Genomic DNA, 25447 nt, shown 5'->3' on the forward strand with positions numbered 1-25447 from the left:
CGCATGTCACAGTTATTGCTGGATGCCGTTGTCGAGTCGGTCGAAGGAGGCGCGGTCCGTATCAGGCCGGCCAGCGCGTCCGATGTCGAGAGCCTCTCGATCTATTTCACGGGCCTCTCCACGACATCGCGCAACAAGCGTTTCATGGGCGCGCGGGCGGACTTTGCCGTGGTCGCGGCCGAATGCGTCGCCAGGACCAGCCATCCCGATCAGTTCACCCTGCTCGCCGAGATCAGGCAGGAAGGGGAAGGCACGATCATCGGCGAAACCAGATACGCCTACGATGCGGCTGCACGGCATGGTGATTTCGCCATCTCGGTTGCCGATGGCTTTCAGCGCAAGGGCGTCGGCCTCCGGATGATGACGGCCTTGGAGAGGCACGCGAGCGATCTCGGTCACGAGATGATTGCAGCAGAGACCGCGCGCGTGAACGCCGAAATGCGCGGCCTTGCGAAGAAGGCGGGGTTTGAGGATACCGGTCTGGGAGACTGGCAGTCGGTCCACCTGGCGAAGCGTTTGTCGCGGCTGCGGGGCTTGCCACAAATTTGAGCAAGCGCGCGACGCCGATCGTGCCCTACTATCTCCCTGCGGCGGGAGCTTTGGTCGGATGCGCGCAGTTCTGGATTATTGCACCGGTGGGACAGAGCGGCAGGTTGTGGCCGGCACGATTATCGTCGCCGAGGGCGGCTCCACCGGCCATCTTTATGTGCTGATGCAGGGCAAGCTCGAAGTGCTCAAGGGCGAGATGGTGGTCGCCACCGTGGTCGAGCCCGGTGCGGTGCTGGGCGAAATGTCGGTGCTGCTGGGGCAGCCGCACACTGCGACCGTACGGGCCTGCTCCGACTCCATCGTTTACGAATTCGAGGATGCCGCCTCGTTCCTCAAGCAGGAGGCGGGCGTGGCGCTTCTGATCGCCAAAATGCTGGCGCAGCGGCTCAATGTCGCCAACACCTATCTCGCCGATCTCAAGCAGCAATATGCCGGCCACGGCACCCATCTGGCCATGGTCGGCGAGGTGCTCCAGAGCATGATCAACCTGCCGCCGCTCGAGGTCTCGCCAGGCTCGGATCGGCAATCCGATCCAAGAATGTGAGCCAGTCGGGCGGAGCCTCGATCGGAGCGGCGGGCCGCTTCAGCGGCGCGCCAAGATCGATCGATTGCGCCTCACCGGCCGCAAGCCAGAACGCCCTGTTCGCATCGAGGTCCAGCACGATATATGTCGGCGGACGGCCGGGTTGCAGGCCGGTGTTGAAGACCCAGGTCTGGCCGAGCCGGTCGAACCACGAGCCATCGGTAATGAACGGCGACTGATGCACATGGCCCGAGATCACCATCGAGGGCTGGTACTGCATGATCCATTGCACCAGCTCGATGTCGCCGAAAAAACGCTTGCCGCCCCAGCTCGTCGGTGAATCCGCCGGCGGCGCATGATGGATCCAGATCCAGCGCTGCGGCCGGCCGGCCGCGGCGGCGGCGAGCTGCGCGACGAGGCGCTGCTTGACCAGCGGTCCATCCCACCATGGGCACACCGTGAACAGCGTGTCGCCGACGGTGAGGCTGTCACCGTCGCAGGCAACGCCCAACTCGCGCACCTCCGAGATCCAGCGCGAGATCTTTTCGCCTTCCGCATTGCGCTCGTCGAGATCGTGATTACCGGAGCACAGGATCACCCGGGTCTTCGTGGCGAGCAGGGCGAGGTACTTCTTCACCACCACGATCTGCGCGCGAAAATCCACCATCGAGCCGATGTCGAGCGCATCGCCGGCGAAGATCACGAGGTCGAATTGCGGTGCGGCGCTGACGAGCCAGTCGAGCTGAGGCAGCGAATAGTGCAGGTCGGCCACGACCAGGCAGCGCATTGGAAATCCACGGGTGAGACGTCAAAAATGTTCGGGATTGCAAAATATCTGAACGCAAGAAGCGGACCAGTGGCATTTCTTGCCAATTCAACGCGGGCAGTATGCTGCGGCCCATCCGCGGGTGCAAGCATCGAAGCGTTGCCGGGCTGGACCGGATCATCGAATTCTGATGTCGTAGCGTATCCTCAACAGCTCGTACCCCCAACAGCTCGTTTCCCATGACCTCGTTCAAGACCATTCGTGCTCGCGCGGAAAAGCGCAAGGGCGGGCCCAAGGCGCTCGAAAAGCTGATGCCCGAAAAGCCCGACCTGAAAGGCCTCGCCAAGCGGGGCGACGACCGCATTCTCGCAGAGATGACGAAGCGTGTGTTTTGCGCCGGCTTTGCCTGGAGCGTGATCGAGACGAAATGGCACGGGTTTGAAGACGCCTTCCTGCGTTTCCAGCCGGCCAAGCTCACCTTTCAGCCGGAGGATTATTGGGAGGGCCTGCTGCGCGACGTGCGCATCGTGCGCAACGGTGCCAAGATCATGTCGGTGCGCGACAACGCCGCCTTCATCCAGGAGATCGCAAAAGAGCACGGCAGCTTCGGCAGGTTTTTGGCGAAATGGCCGCCGTCCGACCAGATCGGCCTGCTCGATCTCCTGAGCAAGCGTGGCAGCCGGTTAGGGGGCAATACCGGCCAGATGCTGCTGCGGTTCGTCGGCTGGGACGGCTTTGTGACGTCCAGGGACGTCGTGGCGTGCCTGCGCGATGCCGGTCTCGACATTGCCGAAGAGGTCAAGTCGAAGGGCGATCTCGCCAAGGTGCAGGCGCAGTTCAACGCCTGGGCCGAGGAGACCGGGCTGTCCTACACATGTCTGTCACGCATCTGTGCACTTTCTGTCGGCGAGAACAGAAGCGAGTAGCGAATTCGGCTCTTGAAATGTCGAATCATGTGCGTCCTGTGGCGATCTCGTGCCGCAGGCGCGGCAGACGCGACGCGCGATCACGAAATGCATTTCTCAGGAACATTTGTGCGCAGCACCCGTTCGGGACATTGAGCCACGCGAACATCGGCGGAACGCCCGCTTTGGCTTACCTCATGAAACCGACGTGACAGAAACGGAGCAGCTTATGAAGCTCACATCCGAACAGGTGAAGCAGACCGTCAGCCAGCTCGGCGCTCAGGTGCTGCCCGACGAGCATCCCGCCATGCCGCAGCTCAACAGCATGTTTGGCGAGCACACTTTCTTCGTCGATGAGACGGGGCTGAAGGTCGTCGAGCCCACGGCGCCGCCCGGCACCGAGCGCCAGAGCGGCGAAGTCGTCAGCCTCGCCGATTGGGGCGATTCCGAGCTGACCCGCCTGATGGCGCACGAGCCCGAGCCGACCGGCGTGATCGTGGTGTTCGAGCACGTGAGGCATTGACCAGCCCCGTCGGATCGACCTTCGGTGGCGAGTCTGAAAACCCGCCACCGTACATTCACGGCGAGCGCGCTCTGCGCCTGTCTGCGTTCGCCAAAAGCCCGTCAGTTCGGTTCAGATGCCGAGAGTCAGCTGCGGCTCCGCATCGTCCCCGGCCTGGAGGGAAGACAGCGATACTCCCAGCAGCCTGACGCTCTTGGGCAGCGGCATCTCGACTTCGAGCAGGCCGCAAGCTAGGCGCTCAAGATCGTCCCGGCCTGCGACCGGCGAAAGAGCGGACCTGCTTCGCGTGATGATCTCGAAGTCGGCGAATTTTATCTTCAAAGTGACGGTGCGGCCACGGCTGCCCGTCGCCTCGCAATGGCGCCACACTTTGTCGACGAGCGGCTTGAGCTCGGCGACCAGCGCGTCGAATTCGGTGAGATCGTTTGAAAACGTGGTCTCCGCGCCGATGGACTTGCGGACCCGGTTGGCCCGGACCGGCCGTTCGTCGACACCGCGCGCGATCCAGTAGTAATAGGCGCCCGACTTGCCGAAATTCGCATTCATGAACTCCAGCGTCTGACGACGAATATCGAGACCGGTGAACATGCCGAGCGCGTTCATCTTCGCGCCCGTGGCCGGGCCTATCCCGTGGAATTTTCCGACTGGAAGCGTCTCGACGAAGGCGGGTCCCATCTCCGGTGAGATCACGAATTGACCGTTGGGCTTGCGATGATCGGAGGCGAGCTTGGCCAGGAACTTGTTGTAGGAGATGCCGGCCGAAGCGTTGAGACCCGTCTCGGCCTTGATCCTCTCGCGGATCTTGAGTGCGATGTCGCGCGCCAGCGGGATGCCTTGCAGATTCTCCGTCACGTCGAGATAGGCCTCGTCGAGCGACAACGGCTCGATGATCGGGGTGTGCTCCGCGAAGATGTCGCGGATCTGCCTGCTGATCGCCTTGTAGACCTCGAAGCGCGGTTTGACGAAGATCAGATCGGGACATTGTCGCTTCGCCGTCACGGATGGCATGGCGGAGCGAACGCCGAACTCGCGGGCCTCATAGCTGGCGGCCGCGACGACGCCACGTTCTGCGGAGCCTCCGACCGCGACCGGCTTTCCGCGCAGCTCCGGATGATCGCGCTGTTCCACGGACGCGTAGAAGGCATCCATGTCGATATGGATGATCTTGCGGACGGGCGAGGCTTCGCCGGTCGCCGTGTCGGATTCGCTCATGGCAAGATGATACAATTGAGCGGCGCGAAGCGCGAGGTGAGGTGTGATTCACAGAGCAATCTCAGGCTTGTGAGTGGCAAGCATGGGCATGCGATCTAATATGAGGTCGCGGAGGACAGCCCATGCAATACAGCTCCGAACTCATTCGAACGATGCGTCAGGCCCTGGAGGCCGTAATGGCGAGCGTGCCGCCCGATCAGTCGGTGTTAGGCTTGAAAGCGGCCGTAGCCGAATGCATCCTGAAGGCGGCCGCACACGGTCAGACGTCCTACGACGGACTGGTGACGTCGGCTTCCGACCAGGTCCAGGCGATCATCTCGATGCTGACGTGAGGGTCGGCTCGGTGGAGCAGGCGATGACTCCAGCTTGCATTGGAAGAGACTGGCGCACCCGACACGATTCGAACGTGTGACCTTTGCCTTCGGAGGGCAACGCTCTATCCAGCTGAGCTACGGGTGCAGTCGGGGTTCATTTAGCCGATTGGCGAGAGGCGGGCAACCGCTTCCGCCGTCTTCTGCCAGGCTGATTTGGGCTAGGCCGTTTTACGGGCCACGCGGCCAGGAACCGGCACGCCGTCCCGTCGGAGGTCGGCGAGGCAAGGGCGCCTGGCCTCGTAGAAGGCCTGCCAGTGCGTATTGGTGCGTCACCTCGGAGGCGGCGGCGCCGGTCGGCCGCACGGCATTAGGCATCCGCAACGTCGACCGTCTGGCCGACGTTTTCCTCGACTTCGCCATCTCAGGCCACCGCCGCCACCGGCAAGGCATGGCTCGGACCGAACAGCTCGCGCACTTCGCTGGCCGGCTTCGGTCTGCTGAAAAGATATCCCTGCATTTCCGTGCAGCCGAGTGCGCGCAGCATCTCGCGCTGCGCCTCGGTCTCGACGCCCTCCGCGACCGTGGTCATGTTGCTGGCGGCGGCGATGTTCACCACTGCCTGCACGATCACGGGCGCGCCGCTCGCCTCGGCGATATCGGCGACGAAGCAGCGGTCGATCTTGATCTTGTCGAACGGGAAGCGCTTGAGATAGCTGAGCGAGGAGTAACCGGTGCCGAAATCGTCGAGCGCGATGCGCACGCCGATCGCGCGGAGCTGGTGCAGGATCGAGAGCGCCGCCTCGTCGTCGCGGATCAGCACGGCCTCGGTGATCTCTAGTTCGAGCCGGCACGGGGCAAGTCCGGAATCCGCGAGCGCGCCGGCGATTCGCAGTGCCAGCGTCTCGCATTTGAGCTGTACCGGCGAGACGTTGACCGCGACGCGCACATGCGCCGGCCAGGTCGCGGCCTCGTTGCAGGCCATGCGCAGCACCCAGTCGCCGAGCTCGTTGATCAGGCCGGTGTCCTCGGCAATCGGGATGAACTCTGCCGGGGACACCATGCCGCGCTCGGGATGCCGCCAGCGCAGCAGCGCCTCGCAGCCCGTGACATCGTTGGTGCGCAGGTCGACTAGCGGCTGATAGTGGATCTCGAAACCGCCGTTCACCAGGGCCTGGCGCAAATCCTGCTCCAGGCTCAGGCGCGCCTTGGCGCTCGCATCCATCTCCGGCTCGAAGAAGCGGTGGGTGCGGCGTCCTTCGGCCTTGGCGCCGTACATCGCGAGGTCGGCATTCTTGATGAGCTGATCGAGATCGGTGCCGTCCTGCGGCGCCATCGCGATGCCGATGCTGGCGTCGGTGGAGAGCTGATGGCCGAAGCAGTGATAGGGCCGGCGGATCGCCTCGAAGATCCGCGTCACGAATGACACCACGTCGGCGGATGATCTGATCCCCGTCTGGATCACCGCGAATTCGTCGCCGCCGAGCCGCGCGATCAGGTCGCCCTGTCCGAGGCAGCCGCGGATGCGCGCCGCAATCCCCTTCAACAGCTCGTCGCCGACGTGATGACCGAGCGAATCGTTGATGCCCTTGAACTCGTCGACGTCGATATAAAGCAGCGCGAACTGATTGCCGTCGCCGACCTTCTCCAGTTCGCGCTCGATCTGTTCGCGGAACAGCGCCCGGTTCGGCAGGTCGGTGAGCGCATCGTAATGCGCCATATGCGCGATCTTCTCGTCGGCGCGCCGCCTTTCGGTGACATCCTCGACCACATTGATGAGGTAGCGCGGCTCGCCGGATTCGTCGCGGATTCCGATACGGGTCGAGGTGATGTAGCGCATCCCCTTGGCCTGGCTCTGCCAGGCATGCTCATCCTTGAATAAGCCCCCGCCCGCCTTCAGCGCCTTGCTGTCGTCGTCGGTGACAATCCTGGCGGAGGCATCCGGGTAAATGTCGAAGGGGGTCCTGCCAACGATGTTTTCGCCTGATTGGCCGAATTGCTCTTCGGCGGTCCGGTTGACCAACAGATATCGCCGCGTGTGAGCATCCTTCACCGTGATCTGCGACGGGATGTGGTCGATAATCTCGCGCAGGAACATGTAATTGCGGTCGCGTTCCTGCTCCAGCTTGCGGCGCTCGGTGATGTCTTCGATCGTGGCCACCCATCCGCCCTGCGCGAGCGGGGTGTTGATGACCTGGAAAGCGCGGCCACTCGGCAATTGATGGCTTCTCGTGGAGACCGTGCCCTCGGCGACGATCCTCATGACGTCGGCGCAAAATGCCTCGACATCGCCGTCGAACGCGCCGCGCTCCTTGCGATGATACATCGCCTCGCGGATGTGACAGCCGGGCTTGATGACATCGTGAGAGAGGCCGAACATGTCGGCGTAGCGGCGGTTGCAGGTGACGATGAATCCGGCGGCATCGTACAGGATCAACCCTTGCGACATGTTGTTCAAGGCGGTGTCGAGCCGCCCGCGCTCAGCTTCCAGCCGTTGCTGCGCCTCGCGGTTCTGCCGGTTGATCTGGCGAACGATGAGGAACAGGATCAGCGCAATCACCGTGGCCGAAAGCGCGGCGGTGGTGACCATGAAACCGGTCTGCTGCCGCCAGTCGGCCAGCGCGGCTCTCGTGGTGTTGGTCGCGACGATGACCAGCGGGAAATGCGACAGCGAGGCCCCGGAGCCGAGGCGCTCGTCGCCGTCGATCGGGCCCTTGACGCGCAGGGTGTGCCGGCCACCTTCGGCAAGCATCTTGCGCATCAGCGGCGCGTCCTTGAAGTCCCTGCCGATCAGCTCTTCGACATGCGGGTAGCGCGACAGCATCTTGCCATTGCGGTCGAACAGCGAGATCGCCGTGCCCTCTGCAAGCGCAACGGACGCGAAATAGTTTTGGTAGCTGTCCGGATCGATCCGGCGGACCATCGTGCCGAAGAAGCTGCCGTCCGCGCCGCTCAGCCGACGCGCGACAATCGTGGTCCATTTTCCGATGATGAAGCTGCGGACCGATTCCAGCGCTACCGGTTCGGCCATCGGATTCGATTTGAAGGTCTGAAAGTAGGCGCGCGAGGAGATGTTGATCTTGGGCAGCGGCTGGGCCCGCGACCAGTTGATCAGTTCGCCGTCGGCATCGTAGATCGCGATGTCGCCGAGGTAAGACACGGGGCCGATCTTGCTGCGCAGCATCTGGTTCGTCGCGGGTCCGGACATGCGCTCGCGGAACATCGCGGCCGAACTGATCTCCGGCAGATTCATCTGCCCGATCACATCGGCAGCGACGACGTCGGAATCTTCGAATTGCTGATCGAAGTGCCGCGCGATCAGCTGCACCGTATTTTCCAGCTCGCGCTCGCGGTTGACCAGGGTACGTTCGCGAAATTCGCCGACGGCCATGGCGGTCACGGCGAAGATCCCGGCGACCAGCAACACGCCGCACAGGGTGAGCCACAGCACCGGTCCGCGCCGAATGGCCGCCTCCCAGCCGTGCTTCGCGGCTAGGAACATTCCGGCTGCAATCCCTGCAAAGACCTGGCGCATTCCCCCTCCCTGGAGGGACAGGGATACACCACACAAATGGCGTAAAGCTTAGGAAAGCCAGTTACCTGAGCGTTAATCTCGTTGCGTGATCGCAGTCGTGTTCAGCGAGCCGCTGCGCTGCATCATGAATTGCGCGTTAATGCGAGCTGCCCGCACTCTTGTCGCCGCGGAGACTGCGCAGCCGTCCGACCACGCCGGTCGGAAAGAAGTAGACGCTGGCGATGAAGAGCAGCCCAAGCCACAGCAGCCACCGGTCGGGATGCAACAGCCCGGGCAGCAGCGGCAGGCCGGCTTCCGACGCCGCCTTGGAGGCAACGCCCATCAGCGACTGCAGATAGTTCTGGGCGAGGATGAAAATGGTGGCGCCGATGATCGCGCCGTAGATCGTGCCCATGCCGCCGATCACGACCATCAGGAGAATGTCCAGCATGATCGAGAAGCTGAGCGAAGTATCGGGGCCGGCATAACGCAGCCACAGTGCATTGAGAATTCCGGCGCTAGCAGCGACCAGTGCGGCGATGCAGTTGGCGTAGGTCAGGTGGAAGACGGTGCGGAAGCCGAGCGCCTCGGCGCGGAAACGATTTTCGCGGATCGCCTGCAGCACGCGCCCGAACGGCGAGTTCACCACCCGCAGCAAAGCGAGGATCATCAGGGCCGAGACGGCGAACACCAGATAGTAGGTCAGGATGCGGCCGTTGAGCTCGAATCCAAGCACGTTCTTCGAGATCAGCACCGTGCCGGGCCTGAGCAGCTCGGGAAGCTGAAAGCTGCGGCCGTCTTCGCCGCCGGTCAGCCAGGACAGCTGCGAGGCCAGCACCTGGAAGGCGGATGCGACCGCGAGCGTGATCATGGCAAAGAAGATCGCGGCGACCCGCAGCGAGAACAGTCCGATCGCAAGCGCAAGCAGCGCGGCAAGCGGCAGGCCGACCACAATGCCGGTTGCGACCGCGCCCCAATTCGGGCCCATTCCGTACAGCGCGATCGCGATCGCGTAGCTGCCGATCCCGTAGAACATGGTGTGTGCGAACGACACCGAGCCGGTATAGCCGAGCAGCAAATCGTAGGAGGCGACGAGCGCGGCGAAGACGCAAATCTTGGCCGCAACGTTCAGTGCCTTCGCCCCGGGGAACAGGAACGGCGTCGCCACCAGCGCCAGGACGACGAGGACGAGAACGAGCGTGAGCACGCGGCTGCGCGGCGGGTCGCCTGACAGGATCATCATCGGCTGGTCACCGCATAGAGGCCGCGCGGCCGCCACATCAGAATGGCGACCATCAGCAGGATGTTGGAGACGAGGGCGAGCTTCGGCACCAGGAAGCCGCCGTAATTGGCAATCATCGCCACCAGGATCGCGCCGATGAAGCAGCCGCCGATCGAGCCGAGGCCGCCGATGATGACGACGATGAAGATCAGGACGGTGAGGTCGTCGCTCATGGAGGCGTGGACCTGCTCGCGATACAGCGCCCACATCACGCCGCCGAGGCCGGCCAGCGCCGATCCCGTCATGAACACGCCGAGGAACAGACGGCGAATGCGATAGCCGAGCGCCTCGACCATCTCGCGATTCTCGACGCCGGCGCGGATCAGAAGCCCAAGCTTGGTCCGGTTGAGCACGAGCTGGATCGCGATGAAGACGGCGAGGCCGATCAGCGTCGCCAGCACGCGGTATTTCGCAATCGCGACGTCGCCGAGGATGAAGGAGCCGCGCAACGACGTCGGCAGCGGCGTGGGGATGATCTGCGGCCCCCACACCGCATAGAGCGTCTGCTCGGCGACGATCAGGCCGCCCGTCGTCATCAGGATCTGCTTCAGATGCTGGCCGTAGACGGGCAGGATCAGCACCCGCTCGACGACCAGGCCGAGCGCGCCGGACACCGCCATCGACAGCAATGCCGCCGGCGCCAGCACCGCGAGGTTCATCCACAGCGAATCAGCCTGGAGGGAGGCCGCGAACGGCGCCAGCACCAGAGTCGCGACATAGGCCCCGACAGCGATGAAGGCGCCATGGCCGAAATTGAGCACGTCCATCAAGCCGAACACGAGCGTGAGGCCCGAGGCCATGATGAAGATCATCATGCCCATCGCGAGGCTCGCGGCCGTCAGCGTCAGCCAAGTGCTGGGGGAGCCGATCAGCGGGATCATCACGAGGGCGACGGCGATCGGCAGCAGGATCGGCGCGATGTCGCGCTTCGGCTTCGGCAGCGGATCGGTTGCGGCGAGCTCGGTCATTGATGCGTCTCCAGGCTCAGGCCGAGCAGCCGCTCCTGCAGCGCCACGTCGGAGGCCAAGGCCGCCATCTCGCCGCGATGGACGATGGTGCCGTTGTCCATCACCAGCACGTCGTCGCCGAGTTCGCGGGCAGCAAAGAAGTTCTGCTCGACCATCAGGATGGTGGCGCCCTTGCGCTTGATCTCCTTCAGGCACTCGATCAGCGCCATCACGATCGCCGGTGCCAGCCCCTTGGTCGGCTCGTCGATCAGCAGGAGCTTGCGCGGTTCGACGATGGCGCGGGCAATCGACAACATCTGCTTTTGTCCGCCCGAGAGACTTCCCGCGCGGGACAGCCAGAATCGGCGCAGCGCCGGAAAGAAGCCGAAAATCCATTCGAGCTGGGCGTCGTCGAGCGGCCCGTCGCGCGCCGCCAGCACCAGATTTTCCTTCACCGTGAGGTCGGAGAACACCGCCATGCTCTCCGGCACGTAGCCGACGCCGAGCCGCGCGATGTCGGGCGTCGCACGGCTCTCGATGCGCTCGCCGGCGAGGCTGATCTCGCCGGAAGAGGCCTTCCAGAGGCCCATGATGGTACGCAACGTCGTGGTCTTGCCGGCGCCGTTGCGGCCCAGCAGCATCGTGGTCTGCCCCTGCGCGACATCGAGATCGATGCCCTGGAGGATGTGATAGCGGCCGATATGGGTGTGAACACCGGAGAGCCTCAACAGATCGGTCATGCTGCGCTCCCTGCAACATTCTTGGGCGCGACGCCGAGATAGGCCTCCTGCACGATCGGTGACGCGATCACTTCGGCAGGCCTGCCGTCCGCAACAAGCTGCCCGTTATGCAGCACGATGATGCGGTCGGCGAGCGATCGCACCACATCCATCTTGTGCTCGACCAGGAGAATGATCCTGCTCTTGTCCTGCTTAAGCTGCGCGATCAGGTTCAGCACGACCGGCACCTCGTCGATGCTCATGCCTGCGGTCGGCTCGTCGAACATGAACACCTTCGGTTCGAGTGCCATCATCAGCGCGACCTCGAGCTTGCGCTGATCGCCATGCGACAGTGCGGTCGCGGCGACGCCACGGCGGCCGCCAAGCGCGACCTGATCCAGAATAGCATCGGCCCGGGCGATCAGATCGCGGCGGACCATCCAGGGTCGCAGCATGTCATAGTGAGTGCCGTCGGCGGCCTGCACGGCGAGGCGGACGTTTTCCTCCACCGAGAGATTCGGAAACAGATTGGTGAGCTGGAAGGCGCGCCCCAGGCCTGCGCGCGTCCGCATCGGCGCGGACTGCTGGGTGATGTCGGTGCCGCCGAACAGGACGCTCCCGCTCGATGCGCGGAGCTGACCGGAGATCAGGTTGAAATAAGTGGTCTTGCCGGCGCCGTTCGGCCCGACGATCGCGGTGAGCTCGCCCGGGCGGAAGCTGCAGGTGACGCTGTTGACCGCGACATGGCCGCCGAAGCGGATGGTGAGGTCGCGGGTTTCGAGGGTCAGCGTCATGGGTCTAGCAAATGGTGAGAGAGGAATATTTCCGCGATCGCGCCGCGCTCCCTCCCCCGCCTGCGGGGGAGGGTCGGGGAGAGGGTGTCTCAGCAATCGAGAACCACCAAGAAGATAGAGCCCTCTCCCGGCCTCTCCCGCAAGCGGGAGAGGTGAAGAAGCACCTACCGCTTGTTCTTGATCGGAACGTTCATGTCCTCGATCTTCAGCTCGCGCACCGGCTCGAGCACGGCCCAGGCGACATTCGGATCGACCTTGACCTTGAAGTGATACATGCTCTGCAGCGCCTGATGGTCTTCCTTGCGGAACATCATCTTGCCCTTCGGCGTGTCGAACTCCAGGCCTTCCATGGCGCTGATCAGTTTCTCGGTGTCGGTCGACTTCGCCTTGGTGACCGCGGCGACGACGGACATCGCGGCGGCGAAACCGCCCGCGGTGAAGAAGTCCGGCGGCGCATTGAAGCGCTTCTGGTGCTCGGCGACCAACCAGTCATTCACCGGGTTCTTCGGGATCTCGTAGAAGTAATAGGTCGCGCCTTCCATGCCGGGCAGGCCCTTGTAGGCCGCGAGCGCCGGCAGGATGTTGCCGCCGGTGGACAGTTCGATGCCGTAGCGCTTCGGATCCATGTCCTGGAGTTTTGCCAGCGGATTGCCGGCGCCGGCCCAGATCACCCAGATCACCTTGCGGCCCGGCTTGTCCTTCAGCGCGTCGAACAGGCGCTGGCCGACCGCCGTGAAGTCCGTGGTCGAAGTCGGGGCATATTCTTCGGCGGCGAGCGTCGCGCCGGTCTTGCCGAGCGCCTCTTTGAAGGCGGCTACGCCGTCGCGGCCGAAGGCGTAGTCCTGCGCCAGCGTCGCGACGGTGACGCCCTGCTTGCCGATCGCGACCGCGTTCGAGATCGCATCCTGCGACGAGTTGCGCGCGGTGCGGAAGATGTAGCGATTCCACTTCTCGCCGGTAATCTGATCCGCGACCGCGGGCTCGACGATCAGGATCTTCTTGTTTTCCTCGGCGACGGGCAGGATCGCGAGCGCCGCGGCCGACGAGGTCGTGCCGATCGCGATGTCGGCCTTGTCGTCCTGATAGGCTTCCGCGAGCGCGGCCTTGGATAGATCCGGCTTGCCCTGGTCGTCCTTGGTGATGACGACGATCTTGCGCCCGTCGAGCGTCATGGTGCCCTTGGTGGCGTATTCAAAACCCATCTGCAGGCCGGTCTCGGTCTGCTTGGCATAGGCCTCGAGCGGGCCGGTCTTGCCATAGATCAGCGCGACCTTGAGATCGTCGGCCTGTGCGGACGTGCCCGCGGCGAGGGCGAGGATGGTTGTTGTTAAGATGAGCGAGCGGCGCACGATGGTCCCTCCTGGTAAATTCTTTGGCCATAGCGATTTGCACAACCGTGCAGACATTGCAATTCCACCTTCCGGCGGGACCACGCGAAGGGCATGTGTGACATTGTCCCGGCTTGGCCGCGCCGGATCGCTTCTGCCGAGGAAATCGGCAGATGCAATTGTTGACCTCACCCGTGGAACGGGCTGCTCAAGCTTTGGAAATCAACGATCAAGGCCGGGGCTTACCGCCTGTATCCGTTCGCCCGGGAATAGCCCTGCCGGTTCTGTTGGGTCGAGCGGTTTGTGACGCCGGCGCGTGCTTCGCTGGAGATGGGCGTTGCGAGCTTCAGCTCCTCCAGGAAGATCGGCCGTGAGAAATAATAGCCCTGCGCGTACCGGATTTTGGTCGCAGCCTGGAGGTAGGCGAGCTCCTCGTAGGATTCGATGCCTTCGGCAATCACGGTCATGCCGAGCGCTTCGCTCAGGGATTCGATCGCGCGCAGGATGCCCTGGTTGCGTGGGCGCTTATGGATATCGGTGATGAAGGAGCGGTCGATCTTGATCTCGTCCGCGGTGATGTCGGCCAGCGCCGAGAGCGAGGAATAGCCGGTGCCGAAATCGTCGATCGAGATGGCGACGCCGAGCTTGCGGAACATCGGCAGGATCTCGGCCTGGAAATGATTCTTGGCGACGAAGGCGTCTTCCGTCACCTCGATCATGAAGCGCTGCGGAAAGCCGGTGTCGTCGAGCGCCTGGGCGAAGCTGCGCATGAATTCGGGGTTGCCGGCCTGCTTGGCCGCGACGTTGATGCTGATGGTCGCCTCCGCACCGAACGTCTCGTTGATCAGGTCGATCGACTTGACGATCTCGGCGAGCACGAGATGAGTCAGCTCGTCGATCAATCCGAGTTCGGTGGCAAGATTGATGAACGAGCCCGGCGCCTGGATCACGCCCTCGTCGTCGCGCAGCCGTACCAGAGCCTCGATGCCCTTCACGTCCTGCGTGCGGATGTCGACCTTGGACTGGAAGGCGCAGCAGAAGCGTTTCTCGAGGATGGCGAGCCGCAGCGACTGCTCGATCTTCATTCGCGCCAGCGCCTCGCGCTCCATGCTGGAGTCGAAGAAGGCGGCCGATCCCTTGCCGTCATTCTTGATGCGGTACATCGCGATGTCGGCGTTCTGACGCAGTGTCTCGAAGCTGCTTCCGTGATCGGGGTAGAGGCTGATGCCGACGGAGGTTGAGGCGAACACTTCCGAATTGTCGATGAAGAACGGCGCCGTCAGCCGCTCCAGCGTCGATTGCATAAATTCGGCGACTTCCTCCTGGCTCTGGATCGGCGACAGCAGCAGCAGGAATTCGTCGCCGGAGATGCGCGACAGCATGTCCGAATCGCGCAAGCCGCGTCCAAGCCGCTTCGACAGCTCGACCAGCAGCGCATCGCCCACCGCGTGGCCGTAATAGTCGTTGATGTGCTTGAAATTGTCGACGTCGAGAAAGGCGAGCGCAAAGCGCTCGCCGACGCGACCCTGCGCGAGCAGGCTGGTGGCGCGATGTTCGATAACGCGCCGCGAGGGCAGGCCGGTCAGCTCGTCGAAATAGGCCGAGCGGAACAGCTGGTCCTCGAAATTCTTCTGCTCAGTGATGTCGGAGGAGGCCGAGATCAGCAGCTCGCGTCCGTCGAGGCGGATCGGACGATGAGTGGTCAGCAGCACCTGGCGTGCGGCTCCGTCGTGGAGCGCTTCCTCGGCGACGACCGCCTGGCCGGAGCTCAGGGCCTGCCGGCAGGCTTCCAGGCGCGATGCGAGATCGCGCGAGGGGCGGCTGCCGTCCATGCCGAGCTGGGCGGCCGCGACATCGTTGACCAGGAGAAGTTCGCCCTGCGCGTCCTGCACGGTCAAGCCGGCAGGCAGCATTCTAACGATTTCCTTGAGGAATCCGAGTTCGGCTTCACTCGCGCCGGAATATTTGTTGTCGTTCATAGAAGTCATGAATCTTGTTGTTTCAGCGCGACTTTGCAATGGCCGCGATCTTGCGCGGTTCCCTCTTAAGTTTGGTTAAGGGGTCCGGAGAATTACGGTGGTGTTTTGCGGCGATGCGACGCGCGCAGCCCATCGTCATTAACAGGGCGTCAACGCGTTCGGCGAAACCGCGAACGACGCGCGCGAACGGGTTTCGTTTGCGCCGTGTCTAACCGTCCTTGGGGATACGGCATTGCATGGTGCAATGGAGTCCGCTCCTGAGATAGGAGACCTCCGTCTTGCCGTCGAAGGCCGACAGCGCCGACTTCAACAGCTTGGTGCCGAAACCTGGCTCGGAGACCTTGTCGACGCTCGGGCCCTCGGTTTCATCCCAGGTCACGGTCAGACGGTCGTCGCTGACGGTCCATGACACCTGCAACAACCCGCGCGGCGCGGAGAACGCGCCATATTTGCCTGCGTTGGTGGCGAGCTCGTGAAACATTAGCGACAGCGTGACCGCAAGCTTCGGCGGCAGGAACAGCCGTTCGCCGTTGAGCGTGAAGCGGACATGGCCATAAGGGCCGAGCTCGGAGATCAGGAGGTCGCGAATGTCGCAGCCGGCCTTGTCGATCCGCGAGATCAAATCGTCGGTCGCGGCAAGCGACCGCAGCCGCGGATCGATCCGGGCCCAGATTTGCGGCTGATCGTGCAGCACCTGATGCAGCACAGCATGCACCGTCGACAGCTTGTTCTTCAGCCGGTGCTGGAGCTCGTCGACCAGCAGCTTGCGGTAGTCTTCTTCCTCGATCAGGCGCCTGGAAATCCGGCGCTGCTCGACGAGGAGCGAGCGATAGTGCTCGACGCCCCAGATGGTGAGCGCGCAGACCGTCCAATACAGCGCCAGCAGGGCGAATCGCGCGTTATCGGCAAAGGCATCGCCGAAATTCACGACGACGCCGAGCACGCCGCCGACCAGCGCCGTGATGATGCCGATGCGGAAGCCGCCGAACGCGGCCGCAAAGAACACGGCCGGGAAATACGGCGTGAAATAGACGTCGGGCCGCACATGGGCGAGAGCCCAGCGCGCCAGCGTCGCAACCAGCAGGCAGGCGACCGCAAACGCAAGGCTCAGGCCGAGCGACGGCGGTGCTGCGCCGTGCCAGCCCTTGCGGAATTCGTCGATCAGCTTCCCCATGCGCAGTCCGGTCGCGATATGCGTTCGACAATCGAGCGGTCGCCAGGAATGTTACGCATGTCGCCGGCCCCAGGCAAAGCTTGCCTTGTCGGAAGCCGGCAGGAATAGTGCCTGCTGCGGCGCCGACCGTCGCGGCGCCGTCGTCGATTGGTGTCCGCCATTTGGCGTCAGGGGGTTCGAAAACAGGGACATTCCATGGGCAGGCTGGATCGCAAGGTCGCGGTGATCACGGGCGCGACGAGCGGGATCGGGTTGCGGACTGCTGAAGTCTTCGTTGCCGAAGGTGCCAAAATTGTGATCGCGGGCCGGCGCATACCGGAAGGCGAGGCGCTGGCGAAGCAGCTCGGGCCGAATTGCGTCTTCCGCCAGACGGATGTGACGGTCGAAGCGCAGATGCAGGCGCTGATCGCGCTCGCGGTGGACACATTCGGCCGCATCGACTGCCTGTTCAACAATGCCGGCGGCCCGGCGCAGACCGGCGGCATCGAAGGCCTCGAGGTCGAGCGCTTCGACGCGGCGATGGCGACCCTGCTGCGCAGCGTCATGCTCGGCATGAAGCACGCCGCGCCCCACATGAAGAAGCAGGGCTTTGGCAGCATCATCAACAATGGCAGCATCGCCGGCCGTCTCGCCGGCTTCTCGTCCTCGATGGTCTATGGTGCGGCCAAGGCGGCGGTGATTCATCTCACAAAATGCGTGGCGATGGAGCTCGGCGAATCCAACGTCCGCGTCAACTCGATCTCGCCTGGCGCCATCGCGACCGGCATTTTCGGCAAGGCGCTCGGGCTTTCGACCGACGCGGCGGAGAAGACGCCGGCGGTGATGCGCGAGGTCTACAAGACTGCGCAGCCGATCCCGCGCGCGGGCCTTCCCGACGACATCGCCCATGCCGCGGTGTTCCTGGCCAGCGACGAGTCCAGCTTCATCAACGGCCATGACCTCGTCATCGACGGCGCGATGACCGGCGGCCGCAACTGGAGCCAGCAGCAGCAGGGCTACGTGGCTCTGCGCAAGGCGTTCGATCAGGGGGCGTAGGCGCCACGGGCGACGAAGCCGTAGGGTGGGTTAGCGAAGCGTAACCCACCACTTCTGTCACTGCGGACACCAAAGAGGTGGGTTACGCCTTCGGCTAACCCACCCTACGAGAGCGATGCTCACACCGCCTTCACCCGCACCCGCAATCCATCGCGCGGTTTCGGGATCGGCCACATCTGCCAGTCCGGCTTGTAGCCGGGCTCCAGCGACACCTCGATGTTCTGCAAGAAGTGCCGCGCGAAGCATTTGGCTTGCATGTAGGCGAAGTGCAGGCCGAGGCACATATGCGCGCCGCCGCCGAACGGTACCCAGGCGAAGCGGTGGCGATTGCGCTGGGCCTCCTCGGTGAAGCGCAGCGGATCGAAGCGGTCCGGCTCGGGCCAGATGTCCTTCATGTGGTGGGTGTAGAGCGGATTGACGCCGATCGCGGTGCCGGCCGGAATTGAAAAGCCCTTGAAGGTGAAATCGCGCATGGCGCGACGCGGCATCGAGGGCACCGGCGGCTTGATCCGCAGCGCTTCCTTGAACGCCATCTCCGACAGCGGCATCTTTTCGAGATCATCGAAGCTGCTCGGCGCATTAGGGGCGAGCCCCAGCGCCATGACCTCCGCGCGGAGCTTGTCCTGCCAGTCGGGATTCGCGGCGAGCTCCCCGATGAACGACGTCAGCGACGAAGTCAGCGTGTCGTGCGCCGCCATCATCAGGAAGCTCATGTGGTCGATGATGTCCTGTTCCGAGAGCAGGGCGCCGTCCTCGTGGGTTGCACGGCAGAGCTGCGAGAACAGGTCATCGCCGCCGTGATTGCCGCGTCGCAGCGGAATCTGCTCGCGGAAATAAGCGACGATGCGCTTGCGTCCCCTGACGCCGGCCGCCATCTGCGTGCCGGGCAGCGGTCGGCGGATCGGGGCGACGGCGGCCGCGACCATGTCGACGAAGGCGCGGTTGATCTCGTCGACCTCCGGCCCGATATCGGCGCCGAGAAAGGACGCGGCGGCGAGATCGAGCGTGAGCTGCTTCATCGCCGGATAAAGCTGCATCTCGCCGGGCTTCGCCTTCCACTGCGCGACCCGGGCGCCGATGCCGCGGTCGAGATCGCTCAGATACGATTTCATCGGGCCGGACTTGAACGCGACCGATAGCGCCTTGCGGTGCAGCCGGTGCTCCTCGAAATCCAGCAGCATCAATCCGCGCGGAAACAGCAGGCCGAGCACCTTGTTCCAGCCATGGGTCGAGGAGAACAGCTTTTGCTGGTCGAACAGCACGAGCTCGTTGGCCTCGGGGCCGAGCAGTACGACATTGGTCTCGCCGAAGAAGTGCGTGCGATAGACCAGGCCGTATTTGGCGCCATTCGCCTCGATGTGCCCCTTGGGGTCGGCGAGCACCTGAAAGGTCTTGCCGATGATCGGCCAGCCTTCGTCGCCGGGAATATGTGTCAGCTCGTTGCGCTTGGGCGGAGTGAAGCCGTGCGCAGGGGCGGCCACATTCTGCATCGACATGACGATTGCTCCGGTTGGCGAGGCCCGGCCAACATAGCACGATCCGGTGACGATGACTCCGCGCTACAGCTTCGCCGCTTCCTTCTGCAAATCCGGCGCGTTGACGGCCGGAATCGCAACGCGGCCGGCGCCGGTCACCTTCAGCGCCTCGGCGGCCTTCTCGTTTTCCATGATCTTGGCCATCACGGCCTGGCCCGCGCGTTCGAAGATCGCGCGGTTCTCGATCACGAATTTTTGCGACTTGCGCAAGCCGTCGATGTAGCCGTTGATCTCGGGCACGACGTAGCGCGCGACAAGGTCCCAGCTCCGGCGCGTGTTCTCTGGATTGGCCCAGTCGTGCACGAAGCCGATGACGGCGCCGACGCCGCCGGACACCTGCATCACATTCTTGATCATCTTGACGAGGTCGTCGGGCGTGCCGATGACGGAGGCCGCACCGTCGACGAAAGCGGTCTTGTCCACGGCCTCGTCCGGCGAGGCGAACGCCGTCAGGCCCGGCCGTTGCAGCGTGCCGACATTATATTCGTTGTGCCAGCGCATCAGCCCGGCGCCGGCCTCGCGGCGGGCCTGCTCGCGGGTCTCGGCGATGTGCCAGGTCAGCAGCACGCGCCAGTTCGCGCGATCGACTTTGGTGCCGTGCTTTTTCGCCGCGTCCTCGGCGAACTGCCATTGCTGCTGCAGCGACATCAGCCCCTGCGTCGTCATCGAACCCAGCGAGATGATGCCGATGCCGTATTTGCCGGCCAGCGTCATGCCGGAAGGCGAGATCTGCGAGGCCACCACGAACGGCATTTCCTCCTGCAGCGGCAGGAGCTGCAGCGCGGCGTCGTTCATGGTGAACCAGTCGCTCTTCGCGGTGACGCGCTCGCCGTCGAAGAGACGGCGGATCACGCCGATCGCCTCGTCCTGGCGGTCGCGCTGCGTCATCGGATCGATGCCGAGCGTATGCGCGTCGGAGGCGAGCGCGCCGGGACCGGAGCCGAAGATGGCGCGGCCGCCGGTCATGTGGTCAAGCTGCACCATGCGCTGCGCGACGTTGTAGGGGTGGTGATAGGGTAGCGACACCACGCCGGTGCCGAGCTTGATCCGCTTGGTGCGCTCGCCGGCCGCAGCCAGGAACATCTCCGGCGAGGCGATCATCTCCCAGCCGGAGGAATGATGCTCGCCGCACCAGAACTCGTCATAGCCGAGGCTATCCAACTGCTCGACCAGATCGAGGTCGCGCCGGAACTGGAGCATCGGATGCTCCCCGATCGGATGATGCGGGGCAAGGAAGGCTCCGAACTTCAGGCGCGCCATGGCATTCTCTCCAGCTTACATTTTTTGTTTGTTTGTGGCGCGAAGCTACGTGCTGAACGCAGCGAGCGCAATCACGCGATGTCCCGCGCGGTGGAATGCAGCCATGCGATGGAGCGCTCTCTCGTGGAAGACGTAAGGCCTCGCGATTCGTGCTCGCAGGTCATCGCGCGTTCGCGCGCCGATGCATCAAACCGTCACAAAGCAGATCGATTCGTCGCGCGAGCCGGTGAGCGACATCCGGGCACCAAAACGTCCTTCTGGCCGGCCTGCTCCGGCTTCGCCCTGACTTTGCCGTCGAAGCGGTGCAATCGGCGCGGGCAGGAATGCTCGTCTCGCTCGCGCTGTTCCTGATGTTAATCATGATCTGCGCCGCATTCCCGGCGTGGATGCGCCGTGCATCTGCACGAAGTTGAGGCATTGCGGTGAATACGTGCGGATTTCTGCAGGTTTTCCTGCGATTTAGCTCCTCATCGACAGCACACGGTCTTTTTATTTTGCGCTGCAGCAACTATTTGGTTTGGGTGGACGTTGAACGTCGCCTGCCAGGAGCTGCCGTGTCGTTAACCAGAAATGTCGATCTCTTGAGACGTCTGCCAAAGCTGGACGGATTGCGCTTCGCCGAGTTTGGCCGGAGCGCCGATGCGTCCAGTCCGTTGCAAGAGGTCACGGGCTTCGGCGACAATCCCGGCAATCTGCGCCTGTTCGCGTTCGTGCCGCCGCAATTGCAGAAGCCGCGCGCGCTCGTCGTCGTGCTGCACGGCTGCGGCCAGACCGCAGCAAGCTACGACCTCGGCGCCGGATGGTCGACGCTCGCCGAGCACTACGGCTTCGCGCTGCTGATGCCCGAGCAGCAGCGCATCAACAACAGCAACACCTGCTTCAACTGGTTCAATCCGGAAGACACGGCACGGGACAGCGGCGAGGCGTGTTCGATTCGCGAGATGATCGCGCACATGATCGAAACGCATCGCGTCGATCCCCGCCGCATCTTCATCACGGGCCTGTCGGCCGGCGGCGGCATGACGTCGGTGATGCTCGCGACCTACCCTGAAGTCTTCGCGGCTGGCGCGGTCATCGCGGGGCTTCCCTACGGCATCGCGACCAATCTGCGCGAGGCGCTCGACGGCATGTTTCATTCCCCGGAGCGGCCGGCGCGCGAACTTGGCGATCTGGTGCGGCGGGCCTCGAATCATCGCGGGCCCTGGCCGAGGATCTCGGTGTGGCACGGCAGCGCCGATCGGACCGTCAATCCCGGCAATGCCAACGAGATCGTCAAGCAATGGCTCGACCTGCACGATCTGCCCGAGGCGCCGATGGCGGAAACCGACATCGACGGCTATCCGCGCCAAGCCTGGTGGAACAAGGACGGCGAGACCCTCGTCGAGTCCTATGCCATCACCGACATGGCCCACGGCACGCCGCTCGGCCTGGCCGACAACGACCAGCGCTATGGCGTGGAAGGCGCGTTCCTGATCGAGGCCGGCATCTCCTCGTCCTATCACATCGCAAAATTCTTCGGCCTCACCGGCTGGATTCCCGACGTGGCCAAGAAGGCCGAGCCAAAGCCGACGCCGGCTCGCTCGCCCGCGCCGCATCTGGCCCGCTCGATCCGCGCCGCGGTCGCCGAACAGCCGGCCGAGCCGAAGCGCGAGGACGCCCGCGGCTTCGATCTCGGCCAGATCATCACGCGCGCGCTCACGGCCGCGGGATTGATGAAGTAACTCAGGCCGTCGCGCCGATCCATTCGATCGGCGTCGCCGTCACCTCGCCGCCGGCGACCTTGCGCGTCATCTCCTGATACGCCTTGAAGAAGTCGCGCGATTGCAGCGCCTTTTGCGCGGCATCGTCGCTGACGCTGGCGAGATGGAAATAGCTGCCATTGTCGCGGTTCTTCAGGACGCGATAGCCGATCCGTCCTTTCAGTTCCGGATCGCCGTCGATCGCCTTGATGAAGCGGCCGACCTCCTGGTGCCAGGCCTCCGTCGTGCCGTTCTTGAATTCGTACCGGATCATGAAGTGCTTCATGTGACGCTCCCTGTTCGCGTTGTGCGTCATCATCTGCGTGCTGGATGCGATCCTGCAAGTATGGACAAAATTGATAGTATGGACTTTTTCGGCGTCGCTCCTATTCTTCATCTCGCACATGGAGGAAACGACATGGCGAAGACAGTTCCAGCGCGCAGCTGCCCGGTCGCGGCCTTTCAGAAGATGATCAGCGGCAAGTACAAGCTGCGCATCGTCTGGGACCTCAAGGACGGTCCGCGCCGCTATGGCGAGATCAGGACCGGCCTGTTGCGCGGCACGGAAGGCAGCGCGGAGATCACCCCGCGCGTGCTGAGTCGCGAGTTGAAGGCGCTGACGGCGAGCGGCCTGATCGATCGCAAGGATTTTGGCGAGGTGCCGCCGAAGGTCGAATATCGCCTCACCCGCAAAGGCAAGAGCTTCGTGCCGGTCGTGGCGGCGATCCGCGACTGGGGCGACCGTAACCTGAGTGCGCCCCAAGTGCTGGCGGACGCCGCCGAGTAGGGCCTACATCTCGCCGGTGATGAACGGATTGGTCATCCGCTCCTGGCCGATGCTCGAGCCGGCGCCATGGCCGCAGATGAAGCCGACATCGTCGCCGAGCGGCAGCAGCTTGGTCTTGATCGAGTCGATCAGCGTCGCGTGACTGCCGCCGGGCAGATCGGTGCGTCCGACCGAGCCGGCGAACAGGACGTCGCCGACATGGGCGAAGCGCAGATCCTTGTTGAAGAACACCACGCTGCCGGGCGAATGGCCGGGGCAATGATAGATCTCGAACTGGAGATCGCCGATCGCCACGCTGTCGCCTTCGTCGAGCCAGCGGTCCGGCTCGAAATTGCGCACCCCCGTCATGCCGAAGCGCGCGCCGCTCTCGACCACGTTGTCGAGCAGGAATTTGTCCGCGAGATGCGGGCCCTCGATCGGCACCTTCAGCGCGTCGCGGAGTTCGTCCGCGCCGCCGACATGGTCGATATGGCCGTGAGTCAGCCATATCTTCTCCACGGTGACGCCGGTCTGTTTGATGGCGTCCAGGATCTTCGGCACGTCGCCGCCGGGATCGATCACCACGGCCTTCTTGGAAGGCTCGTCCCAGATGATGGTGCAATTCTGCTCAAACAGCGTCACGGGGACGATGATCGCGCCCGCTTTCGCGCCTGCCTGGGCCTGTGTCTCGTTTTGCTCGGTCATGGCGCCACAATGCCGATTTTTGCCATGTCGCCAAGCAAAAGATTTGTCCCCATGGCTCGGGAACAGTCGCGGACATCGTCACACAGCTGTCCCAATTCGCCTGCTGTTTTGAACCGGGGCGCTCCTTCCGCGTTCTCCCGCGCGAGAAGCAGTTTTTGGATGGATTTCCCGCATGGCTCAGAGCGGCAGCAATTGGTGGCGCGACGGCATCTTCTATCAGATCTACCCGCGCTCCTTTCAGGATTCAAATGGCGACGGTGTCGGCGATCTCGCCGGCATTTTGCAGCGGCTGCCGTATGTGAAATCGCTCGGCGTCGACGCGATCTGGCTGTCGCCGATCTTCCCCTCGCCAATGGCCGATTTCGGCTACGACATTTCCGACTATACCGGCATCGAGCCGCTGTTCGGCACGATGGCGGATTTCGATGCGCTTCTTGCCGCCGCGCACGACAACGGCCTCAAGCTGATCCTCGACCTGGTGCCGAACCACACCTCGGACCAGCATCCCTGGTTCGTCGAAAGCCGCTCCTCGCGCGACAATCCCAAACGTGACTGGTACATCTGGCGCGACCCGGGCGAGGGTGGCGGCGTACCGAACAACTGGCTGTCCGAGTTCGGCGGCAGTGCGTGGCAGTTCGACGAGACGACCGGTCAGTACTACTATCACGCCTTCCTCGCCCAGCAGCCGGACCTCAACTGGCGCAATCCCGATGTCCGCGCGGCGATCTATGACGTGATGCGGTTCTGGCTCGAGAAGGGCGTCGACGGCTTTCGCGTCGACGTGATCTGGCACCTGATCAAGGACGCCGATTTCCGCGACAACCCGCCCAATCCGCATTATGTCGAGAGCCGGCCGCCGAACGAAAGGATCCTCACACAATATTCCACCGACCAGCCGGAGGTGCACGACGTCATCGCCGAGATGCGGCGCGTCACGGATGCCTATGCTGCCCGCGTCCTGATCGGCGAGATCTATCTGCCGCTGCATCGCCTGATGGCTTATTACGGTAACGATCTCACCGGCGCGCAGATGCCGTTCAATTTCGCGCTGCTCTCGACCTTCTGGAGCGCGCGCTCGATCGAGAAGATCGTCGAGGACTACGAGAAGGCGCTGCCGAAAGGCGCATGGCCGAACTGGGTGCTCGGCAATCACGATCGCCCGCGCGTCGCAAGCCGCGTCGGGCCGGAGCAGGCCCGAATCGCCGCCATGCTGCTGCTGACGCTGCGCGGCACGCCGACGCTGTATTACGGCGACGAGATCGGCATGCATCAGCTCGCGATCGCCCCCGAGTTCGTGCGCGACCCCTTCGAGAAGAACGTACCCGGCATCGGTGTCGGTCGCGACGGCTGCCGCACGCCGATGCAGTGGGATTCCTCCAACTTCGCCGGCTTCTCGGACGTCAGGCCATGGCTGCCGCTGCCGGAGGATCACATCCACAACAACGTCGTCGATCTCGAAGCCGATTCACGTTCGATCCTCACGCTCTACAAGCGCCTGATCGCGTTGCGGCAGGCGTGTCCGCCGCTGGTTGCGGGCGACTATCATCCGATCGCGGCGCAGGGCGATCTCCTGGTCTATCGCCGAGAGGCCGAGGGCAGGGCGGTGATCGTGGTGCTCAATCTCGGCCCTGAGCCGATCCCGGTCACCACCAGCGCGATCAAGTTTGGCAGCGAGATTCTGCTGTCGACATTCCTGGATCGCGAGGGCGAGCGGCTCGAAGGCGTGCTGGATTTGCGCGGCAACGAGGGCGTGATCATCACGCCGCCATGACCGTCGTCCTGGACAAGCGAAGCGCAGAGATGGGCGACGCACTTTCCTCGTCATTGCGAGCGCAGCGAAGCAATCCGGAATCTTCCCGCGGTGACAGTCTGGATTGCTTC

The 25447-nt window shown here is 63.7% G+C and carries 23 protein-coding genes and 1 tRNA gene; 9 read left to right on the plus strand and 15 right to left on the minus strand.

All coding sequences use genetic code 11. The features are described 5' to 3' along the window. Window positions 1-3: 3 nt before the first annotated feature. Together ABIC03_RS33605 and ABIC03_RS33610 are read left to right on the plus strand one after the other, a co-directional pair. Complete coding sequence (locus ABIC03_RS33605) at window positions 4-549, plus strand: GNAT family N-acetyltransferase (protein ID WP_354064494.1); 546 nt, start codon at window positions 4-6, stop codon at window positions 547-549. Between the two features lie 58 nt (window positions 550-607). Continuing rightward, window positions 608-1093: a Crp/Fnr family transcriptional regulator gene (locus ABIC03_RS33610; protein ID WP_354064496.1), complete on the plus strand. Its 486-nt coding sequence runs from the start codon at window positions 608-610 to the stop codon at window positions 1091-1093. Here the strand turns inward: ABIC03_RS33610 and ABIC03_RS33615 are convergent. Beyond that, a complete protein-coding gene (locus ABIC03_RS33615) occupies window positions 1032-1859 on the minus strand; it encodes a metallophosphoesterase family protein (RefSeq protein ID WP_354064498.1) in 828 nt (275 codons plus the stop codon). The genes ABIC03_RS33610 and ABIC03_RS33615 overlap by 62 nt on opposite strands. Before the next feature lie 218 nt (window positions 1860-2077). Between ABIC03_RS33615 and ABIC03_RS33620 the strand changes: the two genes are divergently transcribed. Further along, window positions 2078-2764 (plus strand): DNA-3-methyladenine glycosylase I, encoded by a 687-nt coding sequence (locus ABIC03_RS33620; RefSeq protein WP_354064500.1) that lies wholly within the window; start codon window positions 2078-2080, stop codon window positions 2762-2764. A 208-nt stretch (window positions 2765-2972) separates the two neighbouring features. Next, window positions 2973-3266, plus strand: a complete 294-nt coding sequence (locus ABIC03_RS33625; protein ID WP_354064502.1) for a hypothetical protein — start codon at window positions 2973-2975, stop codon at window positions 3264-3266. Between the two features lie 111 nt (window positions 3267-3377). On the opposite strand, the gene dinB is transcribed toward ABIC03_RS33625, so the two are convergent. Further along, window positions 3378-4478, minus strand: a complete 1101-nt coding sequence (gene dinB / locus ABIC03_RS33630) for a DNA polymerase IV (RefSeq protein ID WP_354064504.1) — start codon at window positions 4476-4478, stop codon at window positions 3378-3380. A 122-nt stretch (window positions 4479-4600) separates the two neighbouring features. Here dinB and ABIC03_RS33635 point away from each other — a divergent pair, with 122 nt between their 5' ends. Continuing rightward, window positions 4601-4810, plus strand: a complete 210-nt coding sequence (locus tag ABIC03_RS33635) for a hypothetical protein (protein WP_354064506.1) — start codon at window positions 4601-4603, stop codon at window positions 4808-4810. 50 nt (window positions 4811-4860) lie between these two features. Here the strand turns inward: ABIC03_RS33635 and ABIC03_RS33640 are convergent. The 9 genes from ABIC03_RS33640 to ABIC03_RS33680 all read right to left on the minus strand — a co-directional run bounded on the left by ABIC03_RS33640 (window position 4861) and on the right by ABIC03_RS33680 (window position 16526). Further along, window positions 4861-4937 (minus strand) — tRNA-Arg (locus ABIC03_RS33640). 276 nt (window positions 4938-5213) lie between these two features. After that, a complete protein-coding gene (locus ABIC03_RS33645) occupies window positions 5214-8324 on the minus strand; it encodes a bifunctional diguanylate cyclase/phosphodiesterase (RefSeq protein WP_354064508.1) in 3111 nt (1036 codons plus the stop codon). Between the two features lie 136 nt (window positions 8325-8460). After that, a complete protein-coding gene (locus ABIC03_RS33650; RefSeq protein WP_354064510.1) occupies window positions 8461-9546 on the minus strand; it encodes a branched-chain amino acid ABC transporter permease in 1086 nt (361 codons plus the stop codon). Further along, a complete protein-coding gene (locus ABIC03_RS33655; RefSeq protein ID WP_354064512.1) occupies window positions 9543-10553 on the minus strand; it encodes a branched-chain amino acid ABC transporter permease in 1011 nt (336 codons plus the stop codon). The genes ABIC03_RS33650 and ABIC03_RS33655 overlap by 4 nt, the downstream gene beginning before the upstream one ends. Continuing rightward, complete coding sequence (locus ABIC03_RS33660; protein ID WP_354064514.1) at window positions 10550-11272, minus strand: ABC transporter ATP-binding protein; 723 nt, start codon at window positions 11270-11272, stop codon at window positions 10550-10552. Before ABIC03_RS33660 ends, ABIC03_RS33655 begins: the two co-directional genes overlap by 4 nt. Next, window positions 11269-12045, minus strand: a complete 777-nt coding sequence (locus tag ABIC03_RS33665) for an ABC transporter ATP-binding protein (RefSeq protein ID WP_354064516.1) — start codon at window positions 12043-12045, stop codon at window positions 11269-11271. The genes ABIC03_RS33660 and ABIC03_RS33665 overlap by 4 nt, the downstream gene beginning before the upstream one ends. A 164-nt stretch (window positions 12046-12209) precedes the next feature. Beyond that, the gene (locus ABIC03_RS33670) at window positions 12210-13394 is read right to left on the minus strand and encodes a substrate-binding domain-containing protein (RefSeq protein ID WP_354064518.1); all 1185 of its coding nucleotides are present in this window, start codon (window positions 13392-13394) and stop codon (window positions 12210-12212) included. Between the two features lie 221 nt (window positions 13395-13615). Continuing rightward, window positions 13616-15352 carry a putative bifunctional diguanylate cyclase/phosphodiesterase gene (locus tag ABIC03_RS33675; RefSeq protein ID WP_354064520.1) on the minus strand — a complete coding sequence of 579 codons (1737 nt, stop codon included), beginning with the start codon at window positions 15350-15352 and terminating at the stop codon, window positions 13616-13618. A gap of 208 nt (window positions 15353-15560) precedes the next feature. Next, on the minus strand, window positions 15561-16526 hold the full coding sequence (locus ABIC03_RS33680; protein WP_354064522.1) for a sensor histidine kinase: 966 nt from the start codon (window positions 16524-16526) through the stop codon (window positions 15561-15563). 195 nt (window positions 16527-16721) lie between these two features. Here ABIC03_RS33680 and ABIC03_RS33685 point away from each other — a divergent pair, with 195 nt between their 5' ends. Further along, window positions 16722-17561, plus strand: coding sequence for an SDR family NAD(P)-dependent oxidoreductase (locus ABIC03_RS33685; protein WP_354064524.1), 840 nt, complete (start codon window positions 16722-16724; stop codon window positions 17559-17561). A 119-nt stretch (window positions 17562-17680) separates the two neighbouring features. Here ABIC03_RS33685 and ABIC03_RS33690 read toward each other — a convergent pair whose 3' ends face one another. Both ABIC03_RS33690 and ABIC03_RS33695 read right to left on the minus strand, forming a co-directional pair. Continuing rightward, window positions 17681-19057 (minus strand): cytochrome P450, encoded by a 1377-nt coding sequence (locus ABIC03_RS33690; protein WP_354064526.1) that lies wholly within the window; start codon window positions 19055-19057, stop codon window positions 17681-17683. Window positions 19058-19120: 63 nt separating this feature from the next. Further along, window positions 19121-20356, minus strand: coding sequence for an LLM class flavin-dependent oxidoreductase (locus tag ABIC03_RS33695; RefSeq protein WP_354064528.1), 1236 nt, complete (start codon window positions 20354-20356; stop codon window positions 19121-19123). Window positions 20357-20910: 554 nt separating this feature from the next. Between ABIC03_RS33695 and ABIC03_RS33700 the strand changes: the two genes are divergently transcribed. Continuing rightward, window positions 20911-22077, plus strand: coding sequence for an extracellular catalytic domain type 1 short-chain-length polyhydroxyalkanoate depolymerase (locus ABIC03_RS33700; protein ID WP_354064530.1), 1167 nt, complete (start codon window positions 20911-20913; stop codon window positions 22075-22077). A gap of 1 nt (window position 22078) precedes the next feature. Here ABIC03_RS33700 and ABIC03_RS33705 read toward each other — a convergent pair whose 3' ends face one another. Beyond that, entirely contained in the window at window positions 22079-22381 is a 303-nt protein-coding gene (locus tag ABIC03_RS33705) for a hypothetical protein (RefSeq protein WP_247463976.1), read from the minus strand. Window positions 22382-22513: 132 nt separating this feature from the next. On the opposite strand from ABIC03_RS33705, the gene ABIC03_RS33710 reads away from it, so the two are divergent. Further along, window positions 22514-22882, plus strand: a complete 369-nt coding sequence (locus tag ABIC03_RS33710) for a winged helix-turn-helix transcriptional regulator (protein WP_354064532.1) — start codon at window positions 22514-22516, stop codon at window positions 22880-22882. A 3-nt stretch (window positions 22883-22885) separates the two neighbouring features. On the opposite strand, the gene ABIC03_RS33715 is transcribed toward ABIC03_RS33710, so the two are convergent. Beyond that, window positions 22886-23566 carry an MBL fold metallo-hydrolase gene (locus ABIC03_RS33715; RefSeq protein WP_354064534.1) on the minus strand — a complete coding sequence of 227 codons (681 nt, stop codon included), beginning with the start codon at window positions 23564-23566 and terminating at the stop codon, window positions 22886-22888. A gap of 172 nt (window positions 23567-23738) precedes the next feature. Between ABIC03_RS33715 and ABIC03_RS33720 the strand changes: the two genes are divergently transcribed. Further along, complete coding sequence (locus tag ABIC03_RS33720; RefSeq protein WP_354064536.1) at window positions 23739-25337, plus strand: alpha-amylase family glycosyl hydrolase; 1599 nt, start codon at window positions 23739-23741, stop codon at window positions 25335-25337. Window positions 25338-25447 lie beyond the last annotated feature (110 nt).

The sequence above is a fragment of the Bradyrhizobium sp. RT6a genome, from assembly GCF_040547675.1.
Classification (GTDB): domain Bacteria; phylum Pseudomonadota; class Alphaproteobacteria; order Rhizobiales; family Xanthobacteraceae; genus Bradyrhizobium.